Annotated in this window: 23 protein-coding genes; 14 read left to right on the plus strand and 9 right to left on the minus strand. The window is 39.4% G+C overall.

Features of this window, described 5'->3' with window-relative positions:
- Positions 1-161 precede the first annotated feature (161 nt).
- Both QFX38_05040 and QFX38_05045 read left to right on the plus strand, forming a co-directional pair.
- Positions 162-431, plus strand: a complete 270-nt coding sequence (locus QFX38_05040; protein ID MDI9624232.1) for an elongation factor 1-beta — start codon at positions 162-164, stop codon at positions 429-431.
- A 17-nt stretch (positions 432-448) separates the two neighbouring features.
- Positions 449-1,681 (plus strand): tripartite tricarboxylate transporter permease, encoded by a 1,233-nt coding sequence (locus QFX38_05045; GenBank protein ID MDI9624233.1) that lies wholly within the window; start codon positions 449-451, stop codon positions 1,679-1,681.
- Here the strand turns inward: QFX38_05045 and QFX38_05050 are convergent.
- Positions 1,678-2,403: a class I SAM-dependent methyltransferase gene (locus QFX38_05050; protein MDI9624234.1), complete on the minus strand. Its 726-nt coding sequence runs from the start codon at positions 2,401-2,403 to the stop codon at positions 1,678-1,680. The genes QFX38_05045 and QFX38_05050 overlap by 4 nt on opposite strands.
- Before the next feature lie 272 nt (positions 2,404-2,675).
- Here QFX38_05050 and QFX38_05055 point away from each other — a divergent pair, with 272 nt between their 5' ends.
- From QFX38_05055 to QFX38_05075, 5 genes are all read left to right on the plus strand, one after another.
- Positions 2,676-4,238 carry a CpaF family protein gene (locus QFX38_05055; GenBank protein ID MDI9624235.1) on the plus strand — a complete coding sequence of 521 codons (1,563 nt, stop codon included), beginning with the start codon at positions 2,676-2,678 and terminating at the stop codon, positions 4,236-4,238.
- Positions 4,239-4,274: 36 nt separating this feature from the next.
- Positions 4,275-5,309, plus strand: coding sequence for a type II secretion system F family protein (locus QFX38_05060; protein MDI9624236.1), 1,035 nt, complete (start codon positions 4,275-4,277; stop codon positions 5,307-5,309).
- A 360-nt stretch (positions 5,310-5,669) separates the two neighbouring features.
- The gene (gene mer / locus QFX38_05065) at positions 5,670-6,632 is read left to right on the plus strand and encodes a 5,10-methylenetetrahydromethanopterin reductase (GenBank protein MDI9624237.1); all 963 of its coding nucleotides are present in this window, start codon (positions 5,670-5,672) and stop codon (positions 6,630-6,632) included.
- Positions 6,633-6,767: 135 nt separating this feature from the next.
- Positions 6,768-7,838, plus strand: coding sequence for an archaeosine biosynthesis radical SAM protein RaSEA (locus QFX38_05070; protein MDI9624238.1), 1,071 nt, complete (start codon positions 6,768-6,770; stop codon positions 7,836-7,838).
- 197 nt (positions 7,839-8,035) lie between these two features.
- A complete protein-coding gene (locus QFX38_05075; protein ID MDI9624239.1) occupies positions 8,036-9,382 on the plus strand; it encodes a nucleotidyltransferase family protein in 1,347 nt (448 codons plus the stop codon).
- A gap of 4 nt (positions 9,383-9,386) precedes the next feature.
- On the opposite strand, the gene QFX38_05080 is transcribed toward QFX38_05075, so the two are convergent.
- The 6 genes from QFX38_05080 to QFX38_05105 all read right to left on the minus strand — a co-directional run bounded on the left by QFX38_05080 (position 9,387) and on the right by QFX38_05105 (position 14,069).
- On the minus strand, positions 9,387-9,581 hold the full coding sequence (locus tag QFX38_05080; GenBank protein ID MDI9624240.1) for a hypothetical protein: 195 nt from the start codon (positions 9,579-9,581) through the stop codon (positions 9,387-9,389).
- A gap of 38 nt (positions 9,582-9,619) precedes the next feature.
- Positions 9,620-10,429 carry a DUF1932 domain-containing protein gene (locus QFX38_05085; GenBank protein MDI9624241.1) on the minus strand — a complete coding sequence of 270 codons (810 nt, stop codon included), beginning with the start codon at positions 10,427-10,429 and terminating at the stop codon, positions 9,620-9,622.
- Positions 10,430-10,490: 61 nt separating this feature from the next.
- On the minus strand, positions 10,491-11,354 hold the full coding sequence (locus tag QFX38_05090) for a DUF89 domain-containing protein (GenBank protein MDI9624242.1): 864 nt from the start codon (positions 11,352-11,354) through the stop codon (positions 10,491-10,493).
- Positions 11,355-11,358: 4 nt separating this feature from the next.
- Positions 11,359-11,559, minus strand: a complete 201-nt coding sequence (locus QFX38_05095) for a MoaD/ThiS family protein (GenBank protein ID MDI9624243.1) — start codon at positions 11,557-11,559, stop codon at positions 11,359-11,361.
- Positions 11,534-12,475 carry a TIGR00269 family protein gene (locus tag QFX38_05100; protein MDI9624244.1) on the minus strand — a complete coding sequence of 314 codons (942 nt, stop codon included), beginning with the start codon at positions 12,473-12,475 and terminating at the stop codon, positions 11,534-11,536. Before QFX38_05100 ends, QFX38_05095 begins: the two co-directional genes overlap by 26 nt.
- 22 nt (positions 12,476-12,497) lie before the next feature.
- A complete protein-coding gene (locus QFX38_05105) occupies positions 12,498-14,069 on the minus strand; it encodes a dihydropteroate synthase-like protein (protein ID MDI9624245.1) in 1,572 nt (523 codons plus the stop codon).
- An 87-nt stretch (positions 14,070-14,156) separates the two neighbouring features.
- Here QFX38_05105 and porC point away from each other — a divergent pair, with 87 nt between their 5' ends.
- From porC to QFX38_05140, 7 genes are read left to right on the plus strand one after another with little or no spacing between them, the layout of a single operon-like run.
- Positions 14,157-14,687, plus strand: a complete 531-nt coding sequence (gene porC, locus QFX38_05110; GenBank protein MDI9624246.1) for a pyruvate synthase subunit PorC — start codon at positions 14,157-14,159, stop codon at positions 14,685-14,687.
- A gap of 6 nt (positions 14,688-14,693) precedes the next feature.
- Complete coding sequence (gene porD, locus QFX38_05115; GenBank protein MDI9624247.1) at positions 14,694-14,936, plus strand: pyruvate synthase subunit PorD; 243 nt, start codon at positions 14,694-14,696, stop codon at positions 14,934-14,936.
- Between the two features lie 16 nt (positions 14,937-14,952).
- Complete coding sequence (gene porA / locus QFX38_05120; protein ID MDI9624248.1) at positions 14,953-16,104, plus strand: pyruvate synthase subunit PorA; 1,152 nt, start codon at positions 14,953-14,955, stop codon at positions 16,102-16,104.
- A complete protein-coding gene (gene porB / locus QFX38_05125; protein ID MDI9624249.1) occupies positions 16,105-16,971 on the plus strand; it encodes a pyruvate synthase subunit PorB in 867 nt (288 codons plus the stop codon).
- 15 nt (positions 16,972-16,986) lie between these two features.
- Entirely contained in the window at positions 16,987-17,469 is a 483-nt protein-coding gene (locus QFX38_05130) for a 4Fe-4S dicluster domain-containing protein (protein MDI9624250.1), read from the plus strand.
- 12 nt (positions 17,470-17,481) lie between these two features.
- Entirely contained in the window at positions 17,482-17,913 is a 432-nt protein-coding gene (locus QFX38_05135; GenBank protein MDI9624251.1) for a 4Fe-4S binding protein, read from the plus strand.
- A gap of 16 nt (positions 17,914-17,929) precedes the next feature.
- Positions 17,930-18,766, plus strand: coding sequence for a fumarate hydratase (locus QFX38_05140; GenBank protein MDI9624252.1), 837 nt, complete (start codon positions 17,930-17,932; stop codon positions 18,764-18,766).
- A 62-nt stretch (positions 18,767-18,828) separates the two neighbouring features.
- On the opposite strand, the gene phoU is transcribed toward QFX38_05140, so the two are convergent.
- Both phoU and pstB read right to left on the minus strand, forming a co-directional pair.
- Positions 18,829-19,488 (minus strand): phosphate signaling complex protein PhoU, encoded by a 660-nt coding sequence (phoU, locus tag QFX38_05145; protein MDI9624253.1) that lies wholly within the window; start codon positions 19,486-19,488, stop codon positions 18,829-18,831.
- A 25-nt stretch (positions 19,489-19,513) separates the two neighbouring features.
- Complete coding sequence (gene pstB / locus QFX38_05150) at positions 19,514-20,266, minus strand: phosphate ABC transporter ATP-binding protein PstB (protein MDI9624254.1); 753 nt, start codon at positions 20,264-20,266, stop codon at positions 19,514-19,516.

Raw genomic sequence — 20,266 nt, forward strand, 5'->3', positions numbered from 1 at the left:
GAATTCGAAATTTTCCACCATCCTTTTGGGCTACCAATTTACCTTCTTCAAAAATGCTAATAAATACACCCGGCCTCGGGTGGTTTTGCAAACAACAAAAAAAGATATATAAATAATAATAATGAATCCAATATTATTAAAAATTCGGGAGGGAAATACTGATGGGAGAAGTTGTCGCTACCATAAAATTAATGCCAGAAAGTCCTGATGTAGACATGAAAAAAATAAAAGCTAAAATCCAATCATCAATACCAAAAGACGCTGAATTATATAAGATCGAAGAGGAACCAGTCGCATTCGGACTCATAGCCCTTAATGTAATGGTTATCGTAGATGACGCGGCTGGGGGGACAGAGAACGTTGAAAAAAAATTATCAAAAATTGAAGGTATAAGTAACATAGAAGTAACCGACTTACGACGTTTAATTTAAACAGCAGGGTGGTTGAGATTTTTGATCTCATCCTCACCTGTCTTCTAGGGATACTATGCGGCACCATAACAGGTATCATACCAGGCATCCATGTCAACACCGTGGGTGCCTTCACATTCGCCGCCTCGCCCATACTTTTCAAGTTCTTCTCCCCGGAATCCTTAGCTGTTTTTCTACTTTCAATGTCCATTACCCACGCGCTCCTAGAATTCATACCATCCATGTTAGTGGGCGTCCCAGATGAAGCAACAGCATTATCTGTACTACCAGGCCATAGCATGGTCTTAGAAGGACAGGGCAAAAGGGCTATAAGATTAATAGCCATCGGCGGAATTGGGGGTATAATATTCACAATATTATCCATGCCATTATTTTTAGTTTTCCTTCCCCCAGCACATGAACTCTTAAAGCCATATATAGGATTATTACTCCTTATAATGTCAATTTACCTTATAATAAGTTTAAATAGAAACCTAGAAACTATTGGCTGGTCATTGATAATATTCATACTATCTGGGATCATGGGATGGGTTATTTTAAACACTCCACTTTCACCCAACATTTTACTCTTATCCACTTTCAGCGGCCTCTTTGGCGTGAGCACACTACTTTACGGTCTCGGTGAAAATTCAATCCTACCCAGACAGCGTACAGTGAATGAAATCAGAATTGATACTAGGCTCTTAAGAGGGATTTTCGGAGGCGGGATTGCAGGGGCCCTACTAGGATTTCTCCCAGGCTTTGGACCGGCACAAGGTAGCATATTAGCCCAGGAAATCAGTGGAGGAGATGATAACAAAGTTGAAAATCTTTTAACATCTCTCAGCGCTTTGAACACTTCAGATGCCCTTTTTTCTCTTATCACTATCTATATTATAGGCAATGCGCGCAGCGGAATAGCAGTATACATCTCGAAGATAATAGAAAATTTCAGTTTAAATCATCTCATATTCTTCAGCTTCACATCTATAATATCAGCAGCCGCATCATTTATCCTATGCATAAAAATAGGGGATTTTCTAATCGATCGCATCCAATACATGGACTATAATAGACTTTCAAGGTTATTAATATATTTTATAAGCTTTCTTGTGATAATCTTTTCTATATTGGAAAATGCACCATTACATTTTATTTTACTCGCTTATATAACATCCATAGCCCTCGGCCTCATACCACATTATGTAGGTGTTAGCAAATCCCATCTCATGGGAATTCTCATAATACCAGCACTAGCCATATACCTCTAACAAATAAGGAGTACCTCCTTAGCAAGCTCCCTAGAAGCTCTAAGAAAAGGAGAAACATCAACACCTGGGAAAGGATCAACAATACAAAGATCATACTTCTCATCAATGAGTGAAGGAAGATCCCTTATATCCTCATTATACAATTCGAAATCCCCATATTTATCCTTGAACTGGTTTACTTCCAAATTTATAAGGGTCATTTTCAAACTTTCATTCCATATATCATTAAATATTACTTTACTGGCTCCTGCAAAGAGTGAGAACAATCCTAGAGTCCCAGGGCCACATGTTGCATCTATAACTTTAAATGAACCTTTAAATTTTCTCAAGATATTATAGAGGTTCATCAGTTTCAGATATGAAGACCTTGGAGATTCTATGTGCATTTTACTCTGTCTTTTATAAATGCACAAGGCGCCTATTTGACTCTTTATTATATCACAGCGCATATCACATCCAGCTAATCTCTTATATACAATAGGTTTATAATTTGAGTCAAGAACGCCCACCGTCCTCCTAGGATCGCCTTTTATAACCCCTTTAACTTCCGGTACCTCCTCAATTATGCGTTTAGCGGTTTTTTTATCCAATTTAGTTGATACTAGGATTAAAGATTTTGGTGATAAAAATGGTGCTTTCGAGAGCAGATAACCTATGCTCATAAGTGGTGTGCCAACACTTCTCAGACTCGATTTTTTATCTAATAGTCCCTCTTCAACCATTATAATTAGTATATGTCCCATTGTAGTGTCAAGGTGCCTTTTACCACACTCACATTTACCCCAATCCTTATCAATAGCTTCTAAATTCACTTGATCCTTGAGAGGGATTCTCTTATCTAGGTGGGGATTATAACAATGCTTACACCCATTATAAAAACCTTGAATCTTTTTTAATAAGGATGTCCTATCTAGTATGCATTCCCCCCCACATTCACACTTTAATTCCATATAAGGTTTAAATATGATACTCATCATATTAAAAAGTGATTCTCATGAAGGATAAAAGGAAAGAGATCTTAAGAGAAATCCTTGGAGAATTCGCTGATGACAGCCTAGATGTGGAAAATGGAAAAGTTAAATCAGAAAAGGAAAGCACTTTTGACATTGATAAGATAATCCAGCGAAAACCTTCAAAACCTAGAATGACAGATGTTAAAGAAGTTGAAATCATCGAAGAGGAACTAATACCATTTTACAAGGTTTCCCTGCCAAAGTTTTCCGAGAAAGAAAGAGAACTTATAAATGAAATAAGGGCAAAAGTGGTAGAAGCCGCTGTAACTGCCGGCGGTGAATTCCAAATCGACAAAAAAACCCTCATGAAGGAGATCAAGGACTTCCTCAGAGTGAAGGGGATTCGAGACATTGACAGACTCGCCAACCAAATCATCCAGGAAATGCTAGGCTATGGTGAAATAGACCCCCTCATACGGGATGACAACCTCGAAGAGATAATGATAATCGGCGTGAAAAAACCTGTTTTCGTTTACCATAGAGACAAAGGTATGATGATAACAAACCTCATATTCGATGATGCTAACAATATTAAAGCCTTAATTGATCTGATCGCAAGACAAGTAGGCAGACGCATAGACCAACAAACACCAATCCTAGATGCAAGATTACCCGACGGTTCAAGAGTCAATGCAACCATACCCCCAGTATCTCCAGATGGGCCCACATTAACTGTCCGTAAATTCAAAAAAGACCCCTACACCGTCATAGACCTCATAAACTTCAAGACATTATCATCTTATCTCGCAGCCTTCCTATGGGTATGTACAGATGGCCTTGGAGTCAAACCATGCAATGCAATAATTGCAGGTGGCACAAGCTCAGGTAAAACAACAACCTTGAATACGATAGCAGCATTCATACCACCCCGCGAAAGGGTTATCACTATAGAGGACACCTTGGAACTCCAACTACCACACCCACATGTCCTAAGATTGGAAACAAGACCACCAAACATAGAAGGAAAAGGAGAAATCGACATGGACACCCTCGTCAAAAACTCCCTCCGACAAAGACCAGACAGGATAATAGTAGGAGAAGTAAGGGGCCCCGAGGCTATAACATTATTCACAGCCTTAAACACTGGCCATTCAGGGTTTGGAACATTACACTCCAACACAGCACGGGAAACTATCACTAGGCTCACGAACAGGCCCATGAACGTCCCGAATATTATGATACCAGCATTGGATTTCATAATAATGCAAAATAGGATGTACAGTTCATCTGGTCGTTCAGTAAGGCGGATAACCGAAGTAGCCGAAGTTGTGGGCATGGAAGAGGATAGAGTCCAATTAAACAGGATATTTGAATGGGATAATGTCACGGACAAAGTCGAATACGTAGGTATAGCAAGCCAAACCCTAAGAGAAATATCAGAACTAAGAGGCATGAGTATAACTGAAATAGAAGAAGAAATCGAGAGAAGAAGATTAGTCCTAGAATACATGGCTGAAGAGAATATAAGATCCATAGACGAGGTGGCCAAATATATCCACGGATATTATAAGAATCCCGAGGAGATTCTAGAGAAAGTACTCTAGGAGAAACCCCCACCACCCCATCTGGGGGCGTTTAAAATGGCTTTTAAAAAAATTTTGGAAAAACTCGGTGGTATAACAATAGAGGCGGGTAAAAGGGTGGAAGAAGGGTTTAAAGCCCCCGCCGCGAAACTGACCAGTATCGGGCAGCCTTTCACAGGTAGACGTGATTTCAGGGGGACCATAAGGCGTAGAAGCACTTCAATGATAATGGAAAGAATGAGAATGACCCCTGCTGAAGTGGAAATATTTAAAGAACTCATAGAAGCCGACAAACACCGTGAAGAGGAGAAAAAAGAAAGTGAAAAGAAGTATATGGAAGCTTCACTTGAAGAATTGTTAAAAGAAGAAGAAAAGAAGTTCGACCCAAAAATACTACTAATGCTTGGAAGCATCTCCGGCCTCATATTATTACTGGTAACAATCACACTAGGACTTGGCCTGGATATTGGCATAATATTAATGTTCGCAGTAACTTCTTTATCAGTGATTTTGACAGTTGCACCAAAATTGCAAAAGGGTAAGAAATCCACGGAAGCATCACGCCAATTACCATTCGCCTTAAGACAGATGGCAACAGAACTTAGAGCAGGATTAGGACTCCATGATAGCATGCGTTCAGTGGCACTTTCAGGGTATGGAGCATTATCCGAAGAATTTGCAAGGACACTCGAAGAGATAAGATATGGTGAAAGTACTGAGAATGCTCTACGGGAAATGTGTAATCGAGTGGACTCAGAGGGCCTAGATAGAGCTATTTATCAAATTACAAGGACACTTGAAAGCGGAGGTGACCTAGCCAAGACCCTTGAAATTATAGCAGATGATGTAGCATATGAGATGAGGATGAAGCTTAGGGATTATTCCCAAAAGCTTAACTCATTCACCATGATATACATGTTCATAGCCATCCTTGGACCCGTGATATTCCTAGTAATGTTACTAGCAGCCTCCACAATAATGGAAGGCTCAGTTTTACCTCCAGTTGCAATATTATTGTTATACCTATTCCTATTCCCAATGATAGTGGGATTCATGGCTTTCATGATAAAAAGGCTTGAACCAAAATTATAATAGAAGATTTCACAACCAATCTAGTTCTCATCCTTCCATTGATAAAAGGGCGCCCATATAATTTAATATGATGAACAGTTCAACTAATAATATTTAAAACTTTCGATTACCTTTAAATCATAAATTATTTCTATTTTGCAGATAAACCCATATATTAGTTGCTGCACAACTCCCCCACACATTATGGGTGGGGGATGTAGCAGGAGAGGTGGGCGGGAAAAGCAGGAAAAATCTGGGAGTTTAAACTCCCCAAAAAGTTGCCTGGGGATTGATTAACATCCCTACATATCTAGAAGGGAAGCAAAAAAACCTACAAAAGGGGATGAGAAGAATCCCCCCAATAACCCGAAGGTGATATCTATGAAATTTGGTATCGAAATCGTCCCAAGCATGCCAATAGACGAAGTAGTTGACGTCGTTAAATTGGCAGAGGATGTTGGATTTGAATACGCTTGGATAACAGACCACTACAACAACAGGTACGTATATCAGGTCCTTGCCTTAATTGCTAAAGAAACCGAGACCATTAGAATAGGTCCAGGTATAACAAACCCATATGTTAGGAACCCAGCAATAACAGCCTCAGCCATAGCAACCCTGGATGAGATTTCAAATGGAAGAGCAAACCTCGGTATCGGGCCTGGTGACAAGGCCACATTCGACAAATTAGGCATCACATGGGAAAAACCAATATCAAGGATAAAAGAGGCAATATCCATAGTAAGAACCCTAACAGCCGGGGAAGCACTTGACACAGGGGCAAAGTTAGATTACAAACCCGTGCAGGAAAAAATCCCAGTATATATGGGCGCCCAGGGTCCAATGATGCTCAAAACCGCCGGTGAAGTGGCGGATGGCGTGCTAATCAATGCTTCAAACCCAAAAGATTTCGAAGCAGCCGTTCCAAACATAAAAGAAGGGGCAGAAGCTGCAGGCAGAAGCATGGATGAAATCGACGTCGCCGCATACACTTGTACCTCAGTAGATGAAGATCCTGAAAAAGCAGCTAACGCCGCTAAGATAGTGGTCGCATTTATAGCCGCAGGATCACCACCATTCGTACTTGAAAGACACGGCCTACCAGCTGACACACAACAAAAATTCGGCGACTTAATAGCCAAAGGAGACTTTGGCGGTGCAATAGCAGCAGTAGACGACGCATTAATGGAAGCATTCGCAATTGTAGGCACACCCGATGACTTAGTGCCCAAAATAGAAGCCCTCGGTGAAATGGGCGTAACACAATATGTCGTTGGTTCACCAATAGGACCAGACATGAAAAAATCCATAAAACTCGTAGGGGACATCATAGAAAGCTTCTAAAAAAAGGGGGAGAGAGTAACAATTCACCCCACACAATAATCTTTTTTTATATCCCCCTTTTTTTACTTCCTTTTCCATATATTTAAATAATAAAAACCATACTACTAATTACAAAAACTTCTTTTTCTAGGAATAATGATGAGAGAGTTAGCACTGAAAACCAGAAAAAAGGCTATTAAAAGGATTAGAAGAAAATCGCCAGAAGAACTAGCAACCACTTGGTGCCAAGAAGACTTGCTCTATTCAGGAAAAGGTAAAGCTATTTTCATGATACTCCCCACTAGAGGATGTTCATGGGCACTATCCAAAAGTGGCGGTTGTACAATGTGCAGCTACCTTTCAGATTCACTCCTCAAAGACATCAAAGCCGAAAAATTAAACAAGATATTCACAGATCTAATATCCCAGTATAAGATAAAAGAAAAAACTGCAGTTAAAATATTCATCTCTGGCAGCTTCTTAAACCCAGAAGAATTCCCAAAAGAATCAAGGAAATTCATACTAAAATACCTCAATAAGATAGACAACATAGAAGAGATAATAATAGAATCCCGTCCAGAATATGTAAACAGAGAGATACTCATTGAATGTTGCAATCACACACCAAACAAAATATTGGAAGTTAGCATAGGACTCGAAACAGCAGACGATCACACCCGTAAATACAAAATAAACAAGGGCTTCACAAAAAAAGATTTCGAAAGAGCCATCAGGACCATAAAAAGTCTAAAAGAGGATTTCAATATAAAATCAAAGGCATATATACTTATAAAACCCATCCTAACAAGCGAAAAAGAAGCCATCCAAGACGCCATCAACTCCGCAGTCTACGCAGAAAAAATAGGTGTTGACAGAATATCATTCTGCCCATCAACCATACACAAAGGCACAGTAATGGAAGAACTCTGGAAAAAAGGCTCATATAAGCCCCCATGGATATGGAGCCTCATCGAAATCATAAACAACACCCGAAAAAACCTCAAAATACCCACAATAATGGACACCTCAGGACTCGGAACACCAAGAGGCCCATACAACTGCAAAAAATGTAACACAAAACTCAAAAAAATGATCATAGAATCCAACCTAACCCAAAAAACCATACCAACAGTAAAATGCAACTGCTACAACAGATGGATCGCTGAAAAAGAACTCGGAGACTTCACAAGATCAACAAACAACATCAAATACCAAGTCTATGGATAATCTACCTAATTTTATCCCTATACAAGACTCAACACCAAAGGAAAAATACAAGAAATTGATTTTGTCAAATAACAAAAATCAAAAAATTAGCCCCCAACGAACACCTCCACGATAATCCTACCCAAAAAAAGTTGAACACATATGATCTATATCATAGACATAAAATAAAAGCTTAACCCCCCCAAGAGTCAATGGAAATGAAAAAAATACTGGGAAGCACCCCATCAGAGCGTGACAGTCCACAAAAGGAGGATTCTATGATCGGGATAAGCGCAGATTTCGACCCACTACATAAAGGACACGCAAAACTTATAGAAAAAGGACGTGAAATAGCAGAAAAAATTGGAAGCGAACTCGTCATCTACCTTAACAAGGATTATAGCGCCAATCACGCCCCATTCTTCGCATCATATGAAGCTCGTGAAAAAATGGCCCTTAAAGCAGGGGCTGATAAAGTCATACCCATTGAAGGTCTACACCACAGGCTAACACTAGCATACACTGTACCTATAAGAATAGCTATGATGATAGAGGATGGTGTTACAGATTACGTGGACGCCGCTAATGTCCCCCCAAAAATCATAAGAAAAGAGGCAGAATATTTCGCCAAAAGAGGCATATTCAGTGGAATACCCGCAAAACTTCCGAATAGGAATGTTATCAGATGGTTCGCCGTCAACGAATTCTTCCAGAAAAAATACAACCGGAAAATGAAATTTCACATCATCCCAGAACTTACAGAAAATGGTTCAAAAATTTCAGGAAGAGAAATAAGAAAAAAAATAATAAAAAATAACCTAAAAATAACTGAAGACGTGGCCAAACTTTTACCAGAAACAACCATAAAAATCCTTGAAAAAGAGCTGAAAAAAAGAAAAGCCCCAGGTAAAAGGAACTTTAATTTGATAAAGGAAAAAATGAACAAGCTTTCACGGGCAGACCTCCTAGAGATAGCTTACCTTAACGCCAAGCTTATAAATTCCATCATCAAATGGAGACCATATAATACAGAAAACCAAGTATGGGCAACATTTAGAAGGGCCGGATATGGCCCGGTGCTCACAAGACTAGCCTTAAGCTCAATGGAGATGAATGTAACAAGGAGAGAAGTTTATAACCTCATAGGATATTATGAGAAGAAGGGGTGGATACCACCAGACCAGAAAAGAAAAAGGATAATTCAAAGAGCCTGGTTCGTATCAAAGAGCGTAGAAAAAGGCTACACTTCAAAAAAAGCCCATGAAAGATTCCTAGAACATCCAGGTCCCTTGAATGAGCCTGAAAGATCCTTCAAAGTTGGTATAAGTTTAAAAAAGTTTGAAGTTAGAAAATTAAAGGAAGGAACAGAAGCCAAAATATATGTAAAGGAAAATGATACTATTTCTTGCCAGATAAGGGATGGGATGAAAATTAAAAGTTCGCTAATTCTCCCAGGTGTAATGGCAACCTATCTCCGGTTAATCATAGATTCGCATTTCATACCATTTAATGGTAAGCTTATCAAAGAAAATGAGAGTTTCAGAATCAAAATAAATATTGGATGATAGCCTATTTTTTTCCTCTGTGTTCCACTATAGGACATGTCCAAGATTTACAAAATGTCATGACAAACTTACCATTATCAGTATCTAAATGGATCCTCCAGCACTTATCATCATAAAATTTGAATTCAACATCAAGGATCCTTTTACCAACAAGCTTTTTAAGATTCTTTCTACAATCCTCTATAATATCTTCTCCCAACTAAATCACCCTTTCAATACTATTTATCTATTTAGCAATTATAAACTTTTTATATGATCAAAAATCATACTATAATCTTCAAATACCATTTCAAGACCATATAGTTCTCTAATTATCCCCTTGAAGGTTTTAGATGTGCACTTTGACATTGTAGGGGTTATATTCTCGGATAAAAATGATTCAACGTCCTTCATCTCTTCGTATCTCCTCTTTGAATGTAAAGCCGAACTTATAACCCTTGAAATTGCACGCTCCTTAAAACCTTCACCTTCTGTTTCTTCAAGTATTTCCAATAAATCCTCATCAAGGCCCATACGATATGCTGCCAAAAGAGTCTCCCATAAAAGTGCCGAAACACCTTTGGTATAAGAACTCCTCAACATTTTAAGTGCAGACGCATCACCAACCCTATCACCCCTAACTTCTATATTGAACCCATAATCATTTAACTTGGCAAAATCATGAGCAGAAGCCCCCGATGCTAAAATTTTAACCCTTAAATCCTTAGTTATACGTCCCATGATGGCAGCATCAACTACCCTACCATTCCTTATATAACCGAGGGCCTTTTTCACAGTAGAAGGTGCAACGTTATTTATATCCACATAGACTCCTCTAACATGATCACCAACTTCCTTGGCGACTTTCACAGCCACACTAGGGGTGACAGCAGATATTAAAATATCAGATCTTCTAGAAACCTCTAAGATGTCACTGCATTCGTTAACTCCAAGATCATGTGCCCGTTTTCTGGTACGTTCACTTCGGCCCTTCGTAGCGGTCAAAACCTCAATACCTTCATCTAGGAGTTTTGAGGCCATGGTAGATGCTACTTCTCCAAATCCTATAAAACCGACTCTAATATTATCAAACCCCCCAAAAAATAGACCCCTTACTAGGATGGGTTTATTAATTGATCTTTATCATCACATTAGACCCTATCTTCACCCCTATATCCTTTGCAATGGCTGTGCATTTAGCATTTAATAGGCAAAATACTGATTTATTATCAAGTGGAGCTTCTGTTAGGCCCTCATAGTTGCCAAGGCCCTTGGCTATTATAATCTGGGAATTGTCAAATATTTCTTTGAATTCATTTGAAAATTCATGGTAGATTACACCTACTGAATCTGTTCCAGTTGTAACAATATCTGCGAGTTTATTGAGTCCCGCTTTCAATGCATCTTCTTTGCAAGCATCATTGAGTATGGGTTTGTCTTTAACTGCCACTGTGACATTCACGTCATAATCTAGGAGTTTTTCTATGAGTAGTCTGTCAAATATTATTTCACCAGTATTATCCGCAAGGTAAAGTACTTCCTTAAATTTTTTTAAATCATCTTCGAGGATATTGGTATGGTTAATTTGCAAGGGGGAGTTGAGGGATTCTATAACAACTTTTTCATGGTTGAAGTCGAGTCCAAGGGCTCCGAAGTCTATTATGTTACCTGTTATCGCCACTTTCACGAAATCTTCGAGGTTTTCATTATCTTCTAGGAATTTTCTGGCTATTGGCAGAAAATCGCGAGCGATTTTGTTACATCTTTTCTTTTCATGTGCATAGGGGTCTTTGTTACCTGTCATCTTTTTGATGAGCCTATGGACAGCGGTGCCTATTTCATTGGATATTGCACCTTCCCTGAATTTGGAATCGAGTAAACTTATTATTTTTTTCATTACTTTGAGTTTTAGTTTTTCATCATCTGTTGCGAGATCTAATGCTTCTTTTGCTTGCCTGAGAAAACAGGGAGCGCATTCATAGTACACTCTCATGATATTATCCACCATATATGACCTTAATAACCTCTATAATGTCACCATCATTTACTTGTTCTTCTTCAACTACTATCTCACCGTTCTTTTTAACTACAACAGCTTCTAGGGGGATTTTAAAATCTTTGAGAACATCTTTGATGGTTAATTTTTCCCTGATTTTCATTGTTTTTTTCTCGTCATCTATTATGAGAGTGAATTTCATCTTTTAACCTCCTTATCTCCTTGAGGAGGGTGCAAGTTTTGCATAGTTCCCGGGCAGCTGGCTGACCACACCTTATACACTCCCTTAGTATGGATTCCTTTTCGAGTTCTTTTTTAAGGGCCTTTCTGATTTTTGCATGACCTCTTAGGGTGGAGTATAGGATGGTAGGATGATCTTCTGATAGTCCTGTTAGAATTGTGCCTATTTTTTTCCTGAAAGAAGTTTTTCGATATGGGCACTCTTCTAGGTGAACTTTTAAGCCCTTTGCCATTACATATGCTGTGACTTCTTTTTCTGGGATTTCCCTGAGTGGTTTGATTTTAGTTACAAATTTTTGTGAGTAGGTTGCGGGGCCTATTCTTGTGAGGTTTTCTATGTTTCCTTCTAGGTAGTTCATTACTATTGCCTGGACTTCGTCGTCGAGATTATGTCCGGTTGCTATTTTATCTGCTCCAAGTTTTTTGGCTTCCTTGTTAAGTATCCATCTCCTAAACACTCCGCAGTATGTGCATGCTTTTCTTGGAGGGTTTGATGCCATTATTTCGTCTATTGTTATTTTGAAATGTTCTTTGAATGAAAATATGTGTTGTGGTATTCCAAGTTTTTTGCAAGTTTCTGACGCGTATTCTATTCCTTTTTCGCGGTAGTCTATTATGCCCTCGTCTATTGTTATTGCCTCGAGTTCTATTATGTTTCTTTCTGCGAGTATTGATAATATATCCAATACTGTTGTACTGTCTTTTCCACCTGAAAGGGCGACCAGTACTTTATCACCTTTTTTTATTAGTTTGTATTTTTTTATGTCTTTGAGGACTTTTTTTTGGATTGTTTTAATGAAGCATTCTTTGCATAGGTGTTGTCCTGAATATCTTCTATGGATGATAACATTCTCTGAGCCACATTTTGTACATAACATTATCTTTGCTCCCCATGATAGTTCATAGTTTGAATGGTTTTCTGAAAAGTTCAAGATCTTGTCTGTAGTCTTTTCCCGTGATGAGCGCTATTTCAGCTTTTTGTAGTTCGGCTCCCAGGTATGCTGCATGTTCTAGGCGGGTTACAAGGTTCTTTTTTATTATTTCTTCATAGAGTTTTTTGGCATTATCTGATACTAGTGCAATTTGTGGTTCCATGTTTTTGTAGTGTATCACTTTTATTTTACCATCTTCTACTAGTATTTTGAAACTTCCTGCTTTATCTTGTGTGAATTTGATCCCGCCTTGTGCTTCTAATATGGGAACTTTTATTTTTTCTTTTATTTTTTCATGTTTTCTTTTGTCCTTGAAGAGTATGAGGTCTATACCTAGGTTTTTGGGGATTGATTTTCTATTTTTTGCAAGAAACATCATGCGTGATGCTACTGCGAGTTCGTATGTGCTGCCTTTATTTTTACTGCTTACTTCCGGTGTGAAGAGTATGCCAGCGCCTAATTCCATGCCCATGCCCGCGAGTAAGGCGTTCACTCCTGTTGAATCCACATCTATGAGTTCCGCGACATTACCCGCGCCAAAGAATATTGGCTCCGGGTTTCTTGAAGTATATTCTCTGCAAGCTTTTATTGAATCTACGATACTTTTACTGTTGACAGGATCCAGTATAGGGTCTGGGATAACATTTATACCTTTACATTTTTTCTTTAGGGATTCTAAAGATTCCACTCTTTCCTTGGCCGTTTCAGGTATCCAACCTCTAGTATAATCTGTGGGGAGTATGACTGCTGGTATGTTTTTTTCTTTTAACAGTGGTAATAGTTCTTCGTAGTTTCCGTGATCAAGGCTTAGAACTAACTGTGCACCGGCTTTGACAGCTGCTTCTATTTCCTCAGGGTTTAGGGTGTCAATACTCACTGGGAGGTTGCCAGCCACTTTTTTCACTGTTTTTATAATTTCTGGTATTCTTTTTGATAAGTTTTCGCCAGGTATTGTCCTGATGTCTATTATGTCAGCCCCATTTTTCACGAGATATTTAACTTGTTTTATTAATTCTTCTTTTTTTAGGAATGGTGCCTTCGCGACTTCTGCCAAGACTCTCATTGGAAAGTCCCTTCCAACTGGGAGATCACCTACAAGGATGTTTTCTTCTTTTTTAAGTAGTTTCTCACGTTTTTCTTCATCTTCTTCAAAATCTTTTATAAACTTAAGGGCCCTTTTTCGCTGTTCTTCCTCTATGAGCCTGTCAGCAGCTTTCTTGGGTGACAACTTCAATTTATCCAAAAGATCAAGTACTATTGGAAGGTCAGCAGCATCCGTGGGGCCCTTATAAGCGGGTATTCCTGTCTCCTTTGTTATTATACTGGCATCCCTGGGTATTAAGCCTGGTATAAGTATAAGGTCCAATTCTGAGATTATAGAATCATCTAATTTTTTTATTTCATTTATTATTTGACGGGGGGTTAGAAAAGCTGCTATGAGTATGTCTGCGATATGGACGTGTACATCATGCTTTGTAGTAGATGAAGCTTTTATTACGAGGTCTCCTGCGAGCTTTCCTGTGATTATAAGAACTTTCATTTTATCCCTCTTTGATTTTATAGAAGACCATCATGTATATATACTAAAATTTTATAATGATTAACAATGAAAAATTGGAGGTAGACCATGATCGAAATCCGATTTCATGGACGCGGCGGACAAGGTGCCGTAACAGCAGCAGAAATCCTCGCAAAAGCCGCATTCGAGGATGGAAAGTACTCACAGGCCTTCCCATTTTTTGGCGTGGAACGAAGAGGCGCCCCTGTCATGGCCTTCACAAGACTAGATGAAAAACCCATAAGAAGAAGACATCAAATTTACAACCCCGATTACGTTGTCGTACTAGATGACGGCCTCCTAGAAGTCGTTGACGTATTCGCAGGACTAAAAACCAACGGCGCAGTCATAATAAACACAAGAGAAGAACCCCAAACACCTCCAGAAGCCAAAAAATATACCATCGATGCCACAGGCATAGCATTAGAAATCCTAGGCCGACCCATTGTAAACACAACAATGCTCGGAGCATTCGCAGGGGCAACAGAAGAAGTAACAATAGACGCCATCATAAAGATAATCAAAGAAACATTCCCCGGCAAAATCGGAGAAAAGAACGCAGAGGCTGCTAAGAAAGCCTATGAAAACATAAAAAGGTGAATATAAATGGAAATTGGAGCCACCGTAAAAGAACCTGGAAGCACCCGAAAAAACAAAACAGGCAGCTGGAGAACCTTCAAACCAATCCTTGACAAAGAAAAATGTATAGAATGCGACAACTGCATATTATTCTGCCCAGACGCGTGCATAAGCCCAGAATATGAAATAGATTATGATTACTGCAAAGGATGCGGGATATGCGCAGAAGAATGCCCCGTAAAAGCAATAAAAATGGAAAGAGAAAGATAACCCGGAGTGAGGAAAAATGACACTAAAAGTAATATCAACAAATCGGGCGGTCGCAGAAGCCGTGAAACTCGCCAAACCAGAAGTCATACCCGTTTATCCAATAACACCACAAACATCAATATCAGAGTACCTAGCACAATTCGTAGCCAACGGAGAACTAGAAGCAGAATACATACGGGTAGAATCAGAACACAGCGCCATGAGCGCATGCATAGGAGCATCAGCAGCCGGTGCAAGAGTATTCACAGCAACATCATCCCAAGGACTAGCACTAATGCACGAAATGCTATTTGTAGCAGCAGGACTCAGAAACCCAATCGTAATGGCAAACGCCAACAGATCACTCTCAGCCCCCCTAAGCATATGGAACGACCACCAAGACTCCATAGCAGAAAGAGATTCAGGCTGGATACAAGTATACGTCGAAAGCGCACAAGAAGCCTTTGACTCCATACTCATATCCTATAAAGTATCAGAAAACAAAAAGGTACTCCTACCCAGCATGGTCTGCCTAGACGGGTTCATATTAACACACACAGTAGAACCAGTTGAAATACTCCCAGAAGAAGAAGTAGACAACTTCTTGCCAGAGTATAAACCAGAACATGCAATATTAGACCCAGAAAATCCAATGTCCCTCGGAACATTCACAGACCCAAACTACTACATGGAAGCAAGATACCAAATCGAAGAAGCCACACAAAGATCCAAAAAAATCATAGAAAAAGTCAACAAAGAATTCAACGAAACATTCAACCGCAAATACAACTTCATCGAAGAATACCAATGCGAAGACGCCGATATCGTGCTCGTGGCAATGGGATCACTCTGCAGTACCCTAAAAGAATTAGTCGATGAATTCAGAAAAGAAGGTAAAAAAGTCGGCCTACTCAAGGTAAGAGTCTACAGACCATTCCCAGCAAAAGAAATTTATAAAGCAATCAAAGACGCTGATAAAATAGCAGTCCTCGACAAAAACATCACATTTAGCATGGGAGGAGCACTCTACACAGATATGATGGCGAAAATACGCGACAAAGAAATCTACAATTTCATCCTAGGATTAGGAGGACGCGACGTAACACCCCAAAATGTTAAGGAAATTGTGGAGAAAACAGAAAAACCAGAAAAGGACATCACATGGATCGGATTAAAGGAGGGATCCTAAATGGAAATCCCAAAAGAAGAACTCCTCGCCCCAGGTCACCGTGCTTGCGCAGGATGCGGCGCAACCCTAGGTGTAAGATTAGCATTAAAAGTACTAGGCAAAAATACAATAGCAGTTTCATCAACCGGCTGCTTAGAAGTTATCACAACACCCTACCCAGAGACAGCATGGGAAATACCATGGATACACGTAGCATTTGAAAATGCAGCTGCAGTTGCCGCAGGCATAGAAAGAGCCTTGAAAGCCAAGGGCAAAAAGGATATAAATGTGGTCGCATTCGCAGGTGACGGTGGAACAGCAGACATAGGCATGCAAGCCCTTTCAGGGGCCATGGAACGAGGCCATAACATCATCTACATTTGTTACGATAACGAAGCATACATGAACACAGGAATACAAAGAAGTGGAGCAACACCCTATGGTGCATCAACCACAACATCACCACCAGGCAGAAAGAGCTTCGGCGAAGACAGGCCAAAAAAGAACATGCCATTCATCATGGCAGCCCATGGAGTACCATATGTAGCAACAGCATCAATATCATACCCAGAAGATTTCATGAAAAAAGTTAAAAAAGCCAAGGAGATAGAAGGACCAGCATACATACACTTACATCAACCATGCACAACAGGATGGGGATTCGACCCATCAAAGACGATAGAGATCGGAAGACTCGCAGTAGAAACAGGTGCCTGGCTATTATACGAGATAGAAGAAGGAGAATTCAGGGTCACTTATAGGCCAATACAGCGTAAGCCAGTCACCGAATACCTAGATGCCCAGAGAAGATTCAAACATTTAAAAGAGAAAGAGAAGGCCAAAATACAAGAGTATATAGACAAGATATGTGCAGAGCTTAGAATATAGAGTGGAGGATAAAAGTTGAAAAAGATCTTGAGCCAACCAGAATTATGTGACGGTTGCGGAGATTGCGAAGAGGCCTGTGAAGAGCTCTATGGGGCTCCTAGGATAATAATACGTGAAATAAACGGGACATACTATCCTATAATATGTCAACAGTGCGAAGACGCCCCATGCAAGGCGATATGTCCCACTGAAGCAATCGATGAAACCATAGACCTTGAAAGATGTATAGGCTGCGGACTCTGCATGATAGTATGCCCATTCGGTGCCATAGTATTATCAGAAAGAAAAGCCCACAAATGTAACCAATGCCCAAAACTAGACACACCAGCTTGCATAAAAGCCTGCTCCAAAAGGGCCTTGTCCATAGTAGACGCTGAAAAACTAAAACTCGAAAAACAAGAAAAATACATAGCAAAAATGGCAGGAACCGCAAAACCAAGATTCGACATACTAGAATTGGTCTCAAAAAGCAAAAAGGCCGAGGAGAAACTAAAATAGGGGGGGCTAACATTGCGAGAGTTAATTTTAAGTCCAGAATTGTGTGATGAATGCATGAAATGTGAAAGAATATGCCCCAGGAACGCTATCCGCCTATTAAATGGTGTGCCAATTTTTTGCATGCACTGCGCTCCAGAAAAAGCCCCCTGTCTAAACATCTGCCCAGAAAATGCCATAATAGAAAAAGAGGGAGCCATAATAATCGATGAAGAAAAATGTGCAGGTTGCGGTTTATGCCAGGAAGCTTGTCCAATCGGCGCAATTTACATGGATGAACATGGAACTCCACGTAAATGTGACCTATGCATAGAATACAATAAACCACTCTGTATTTCAGTCTGTCCCACAAGAGCTTTAATAGAAAGTTCAGAGGATTTATTATCCACCAAGAGGGATAAACTAGCAACTGAACTTAAAAAGATCAAAGACTTAATCCAATTATAGACGCTAGGAGGATCCCATGATCGGCCAAGAAAAAGTCAAGGAAACAGTATGCCAACTTTTCAAAAAAGCCACCACAACACTGCCTAAAGATGTTGAATCAGCCCTAAAAAAGGCTTTCAGAGAAGAAGAGGATGAAATAGCATTATTAAATTTGAAGGCCATCCTAGACAATATAAAGATCGCCAAGGAAAAAAAGATACCAATATGCCAAGATACAGGACTCCCAATAGTATTCGTGAAAATGGGTAATGTTAAAGTTGAAAGACTCTATGATGGGATCATAGAAGGAGTTAGAATGGCAACATCCCAGGTTCCATTAAGGCCTAATGTCGTGGATCCTATTTCAAGGGAGAATACTGGGGATAACACTGGTAAAATGATCCCACAGATAGACTTAGAACTAGTAGATACTGATTTTCTTGAAATAACTGTCATGCCAAAGGGTTTTGGTTCAGAGAATAATAACAGGCTAAGAATGGGACTTCCCAGTGAAGGCCTTGAAGGTGTTAAGGATTTCGTGATTGAAACAGTGATGAAAGCAGGTGGTAAACCATGCCCACCTATAATAGTAGGGGTGGGTGTTGGTGGATCTTCTGAGCTCGCATTAAAACTGGCCAAAAAAGCTTTACTTAAAAAAATTGGAGAACGAAACGAAAACAAGAAAATAGCAGAACTAGAAGAGAGCATACTCAATGAAATAAATAGGAGTGGTATAGGTCCAATGGGGCTCGGTGGTAAAACAACCGCATTAGATGTTAAGATAGAAACTGCTCACACACATACTGCAGGGTTACCTATCGGAGTCTGCATACAATGTTGGGCTTCAAGACATGCCACCGCCATCCTAAAATAAAACCCCTAAAAAAAAAATACAATTTAGAGGGGGGGTAACAGTCTCCCTCCCTTTTCTAATTTTTATGGTTTTTCACATGTTATCATGAATATTGTCCTGTCAGCTATGCTCACAGCCCTGTCAGCCACTCTTTCAAGGAATCTTGCTATGAACAATAGGTTCACAAGATAATTTATGGATTCTTTATCTTTGAACATGCTAATCGTTACATGTTCTAGTGTTTGGTCAAATAAGTCATCCACTTTATCATCGTCATGTCTGAGTTCCTTTGCCATTTCTATGTTTTGATCAAGGAATGAATATATTCCCTTAGAGAGCATCATCTGGACAAAATCTGCCATGTGAATGAGATCCTCCATAGGTTTTTTGGGTATTTCCTCATCTTTTATGTTCTCGGAATATTCTGCTATATCAGCTGCAAGGTATCCTATCCTTTTAAGATGGCTTCCAACCTTTATACAAGCTTCTATAAATCTCAGATCCTTTGCAACTGGCTGTTCAGCGGCTATTAAACTTATACATTTCCTTTCAAGGTTAAATACCATATCATCTATCTCTTTACTGGCTGATATTACCTCTTCCTTTTTCTTTTTGTCGAAATCGAATAAAAGTTTTGTAGACTTTTTATGTGTTTCAAGGGTTTTCTGGGCTATTTTTTCCACATCTTTCCTCAAATCTTTTAACCTTTTTCTGAAGAGTATTCTTGGATATTTTTTCTCCATAACATTCCTCCTAGAAACCGAAAAATTATCCAAATCTACCAGTTATATATTCTTCTGTCCTTTTGTCCTGTGGTTCTACGAAAATCTTCTCTGTCAAACCGCTTTCGACGATTTCACCGTTTAAAAAGAATGCAGTGTACTTTGAAACTCTTGTAGCCTGTTGCATATTGTGTGTCACTATTATTATTGTGAACTTGCGCTTTAGTTTGTGTATTAGATCTTCAATTTTAGTGGTTGAAATAGGATCTAACGCAGAACATGGTTCATCCATTAATATTACCTCTGGTTCTATAGCTATCGTCCTTGCAATACACAGACGCTGTTGCTGTCCCCCTGAAAGGCTAAGAGCTGTCTGATCTAATTTGTCTTTAACTTCATCCCAGAGTGCAGCTGCCTTCAAACTTTCTATAACTCTATTCTCTATCACTTCCTTGTCAGTTATCCCATGGACACGGAGACCATATGCAACATTTTCAAATACGGATTTTGGGAAAGGATTCGGCTTTTGGAAAACCATACCAACTTTTTTTCTCAACTCAACTACATCTACGTCGGGATCATAGATGTCCTTCCCATCTAAGTAAACATGACCTTCATGTCGGAAACCAGGTATAACATCATTCATCCTATTAAGTGTCCTTATAAAAGTTGATTTACCACAACCAGATGGGCCTATAAGCGCTGTCACGGTATTCTTAGGTATCTTCAAATTTACATCCTTTAAAATGTGGTCTTCACCAAAGTAAACGTTTAAATCTTCAACTTCAATCCTGTACAT

It is taken from the genome of Methanothermobacter sp. (genome assembly GCA_030055615.1).
Classification (GTDB): domain Archaea; phylum Methanobacteriota; class Methanobacteria; order Methanobacteriales; family DSM-23052; genus Methanothermobacter_A.

Bases quoted from the DNA above. Each gene is read 5' to 3' on its own strand.
- QFX38_05060 (MDI9624236.1), top strand. From the start codon at position 4,275: ATGGCTTTTAAAAAAATTTTGGAAAAACTCGGTGGTATAACAATAGAG.
- QFX38_05105 (MDI9624245.1), bottom strand. From the start codon at position 14,069: ATGAAAGTTCTTATAATCACAGGAAAGCTCGCAGGAGACCTCGTAATA.
- phoU (MDI9624253.1), bottom strand. From the start codon at position 19,488: ATGGAGAAAAAATATCCAAGAATACTCTTCAGAAAAAGGTTAAAAGAT.
- porA (MDI9624248.1), top strand. From the start codon at position 14,953: ATGACACTAAAAGTAATATCAACAAATCGGGCGGTCGCAGAAGCCGTG.
- porB (MDI9624249.1), top strand. From the start codon at position 16,105: ATGGAAATCCCAAAAGAAGAACTCCTCGCCCCAGGTCACCGTGCTTGC.
- QFX38_05075 (MDI9624239.1), top strand. From the start codon at position 8,036: ATGAAAAAAATACTGGGAAGCACCCCATCAGAGCGTGACAGTCCACAA.
- QFX38_05050 (MDI9624234.1), bottom strand. From the start codon at position 2,403: ATGGTTGAAGAGGGACTATTAGATAAAAAATCGAGTCTGAGAAGTGTT.
- QFX38_05090 (MDI9624242.1), bottom strand. From the start codon at position 11,354: ATGAGAGTGTACTATGAATGCGCTCCCTGTTTTCTCAGGCAAGCAAAA.
- QFX38_05095 (MDI9624243.1), bottom strand. From the start codon at position 11,559: ATGAAATTCACTCTCATAATAGATGACGAGAAAAAAACAATGAAAATC.
- porC (MDI9624246.1), top strand. From the start codon at position 14,157: ATGATCGAAATCCGATTTCATGGACGCGGCGGACAAGGTGCCGTAACA.
- QFX38_05055 (MDI9624235.1), top strand. From the start codon at position 2,676: ATGAAGGATAAAAGGAAAGAGATCTTAAGAGAAATCCTTGGAGAATTC.
- pstB (MDI9624254.1), bottom strand. From the start codon at position 20,266: ATGTACAGGATTGAAGTTGAAGATTTAAACGTTTACTTTGGTGAAGAC.
- QFX38_05140 (MDI9624252.1), top strand. From the start codon at position 17,930: ATGATCGGCCAAGAAAAAGTCAAGGAAACAGTATGCCAACTTTTCAAA.
- QFX38_05040 (MDI9624232.1), top strand. From the start codon at position 162: ATGGGAGAAGTTGTCGCTACCATAAAATTAATGCCAGAAAGTCCTGAT.
- porD (MDI9624247.1), top strand. From the start codon at position 14,694: ATGGAAATTGGAGCCACCGTAAAAGAACCTGGAAGCACCCGAAAAAAC.
- QFX38_05070 (MDI9624238.1), top strand. From the start codon at position 6,768: ATGATGAGAGAGTTAGCACTGAAAACCAGAAAAAAGGCTATTAAAAGG.
- QFX38_05100 (MDI9624244.1), bottom strand. From the start codon at position 12,475: ATGTTATGTACAAAATGTGGCTCAGAGAATGTTATCATCCATAGAAGA.
- mer (MDI9624237.1), top strand. From the start codon at position 5,670: ATGAAATTTGGTATCGAAATCGTCCCAAGCATGCCAATAGACGAAGTA.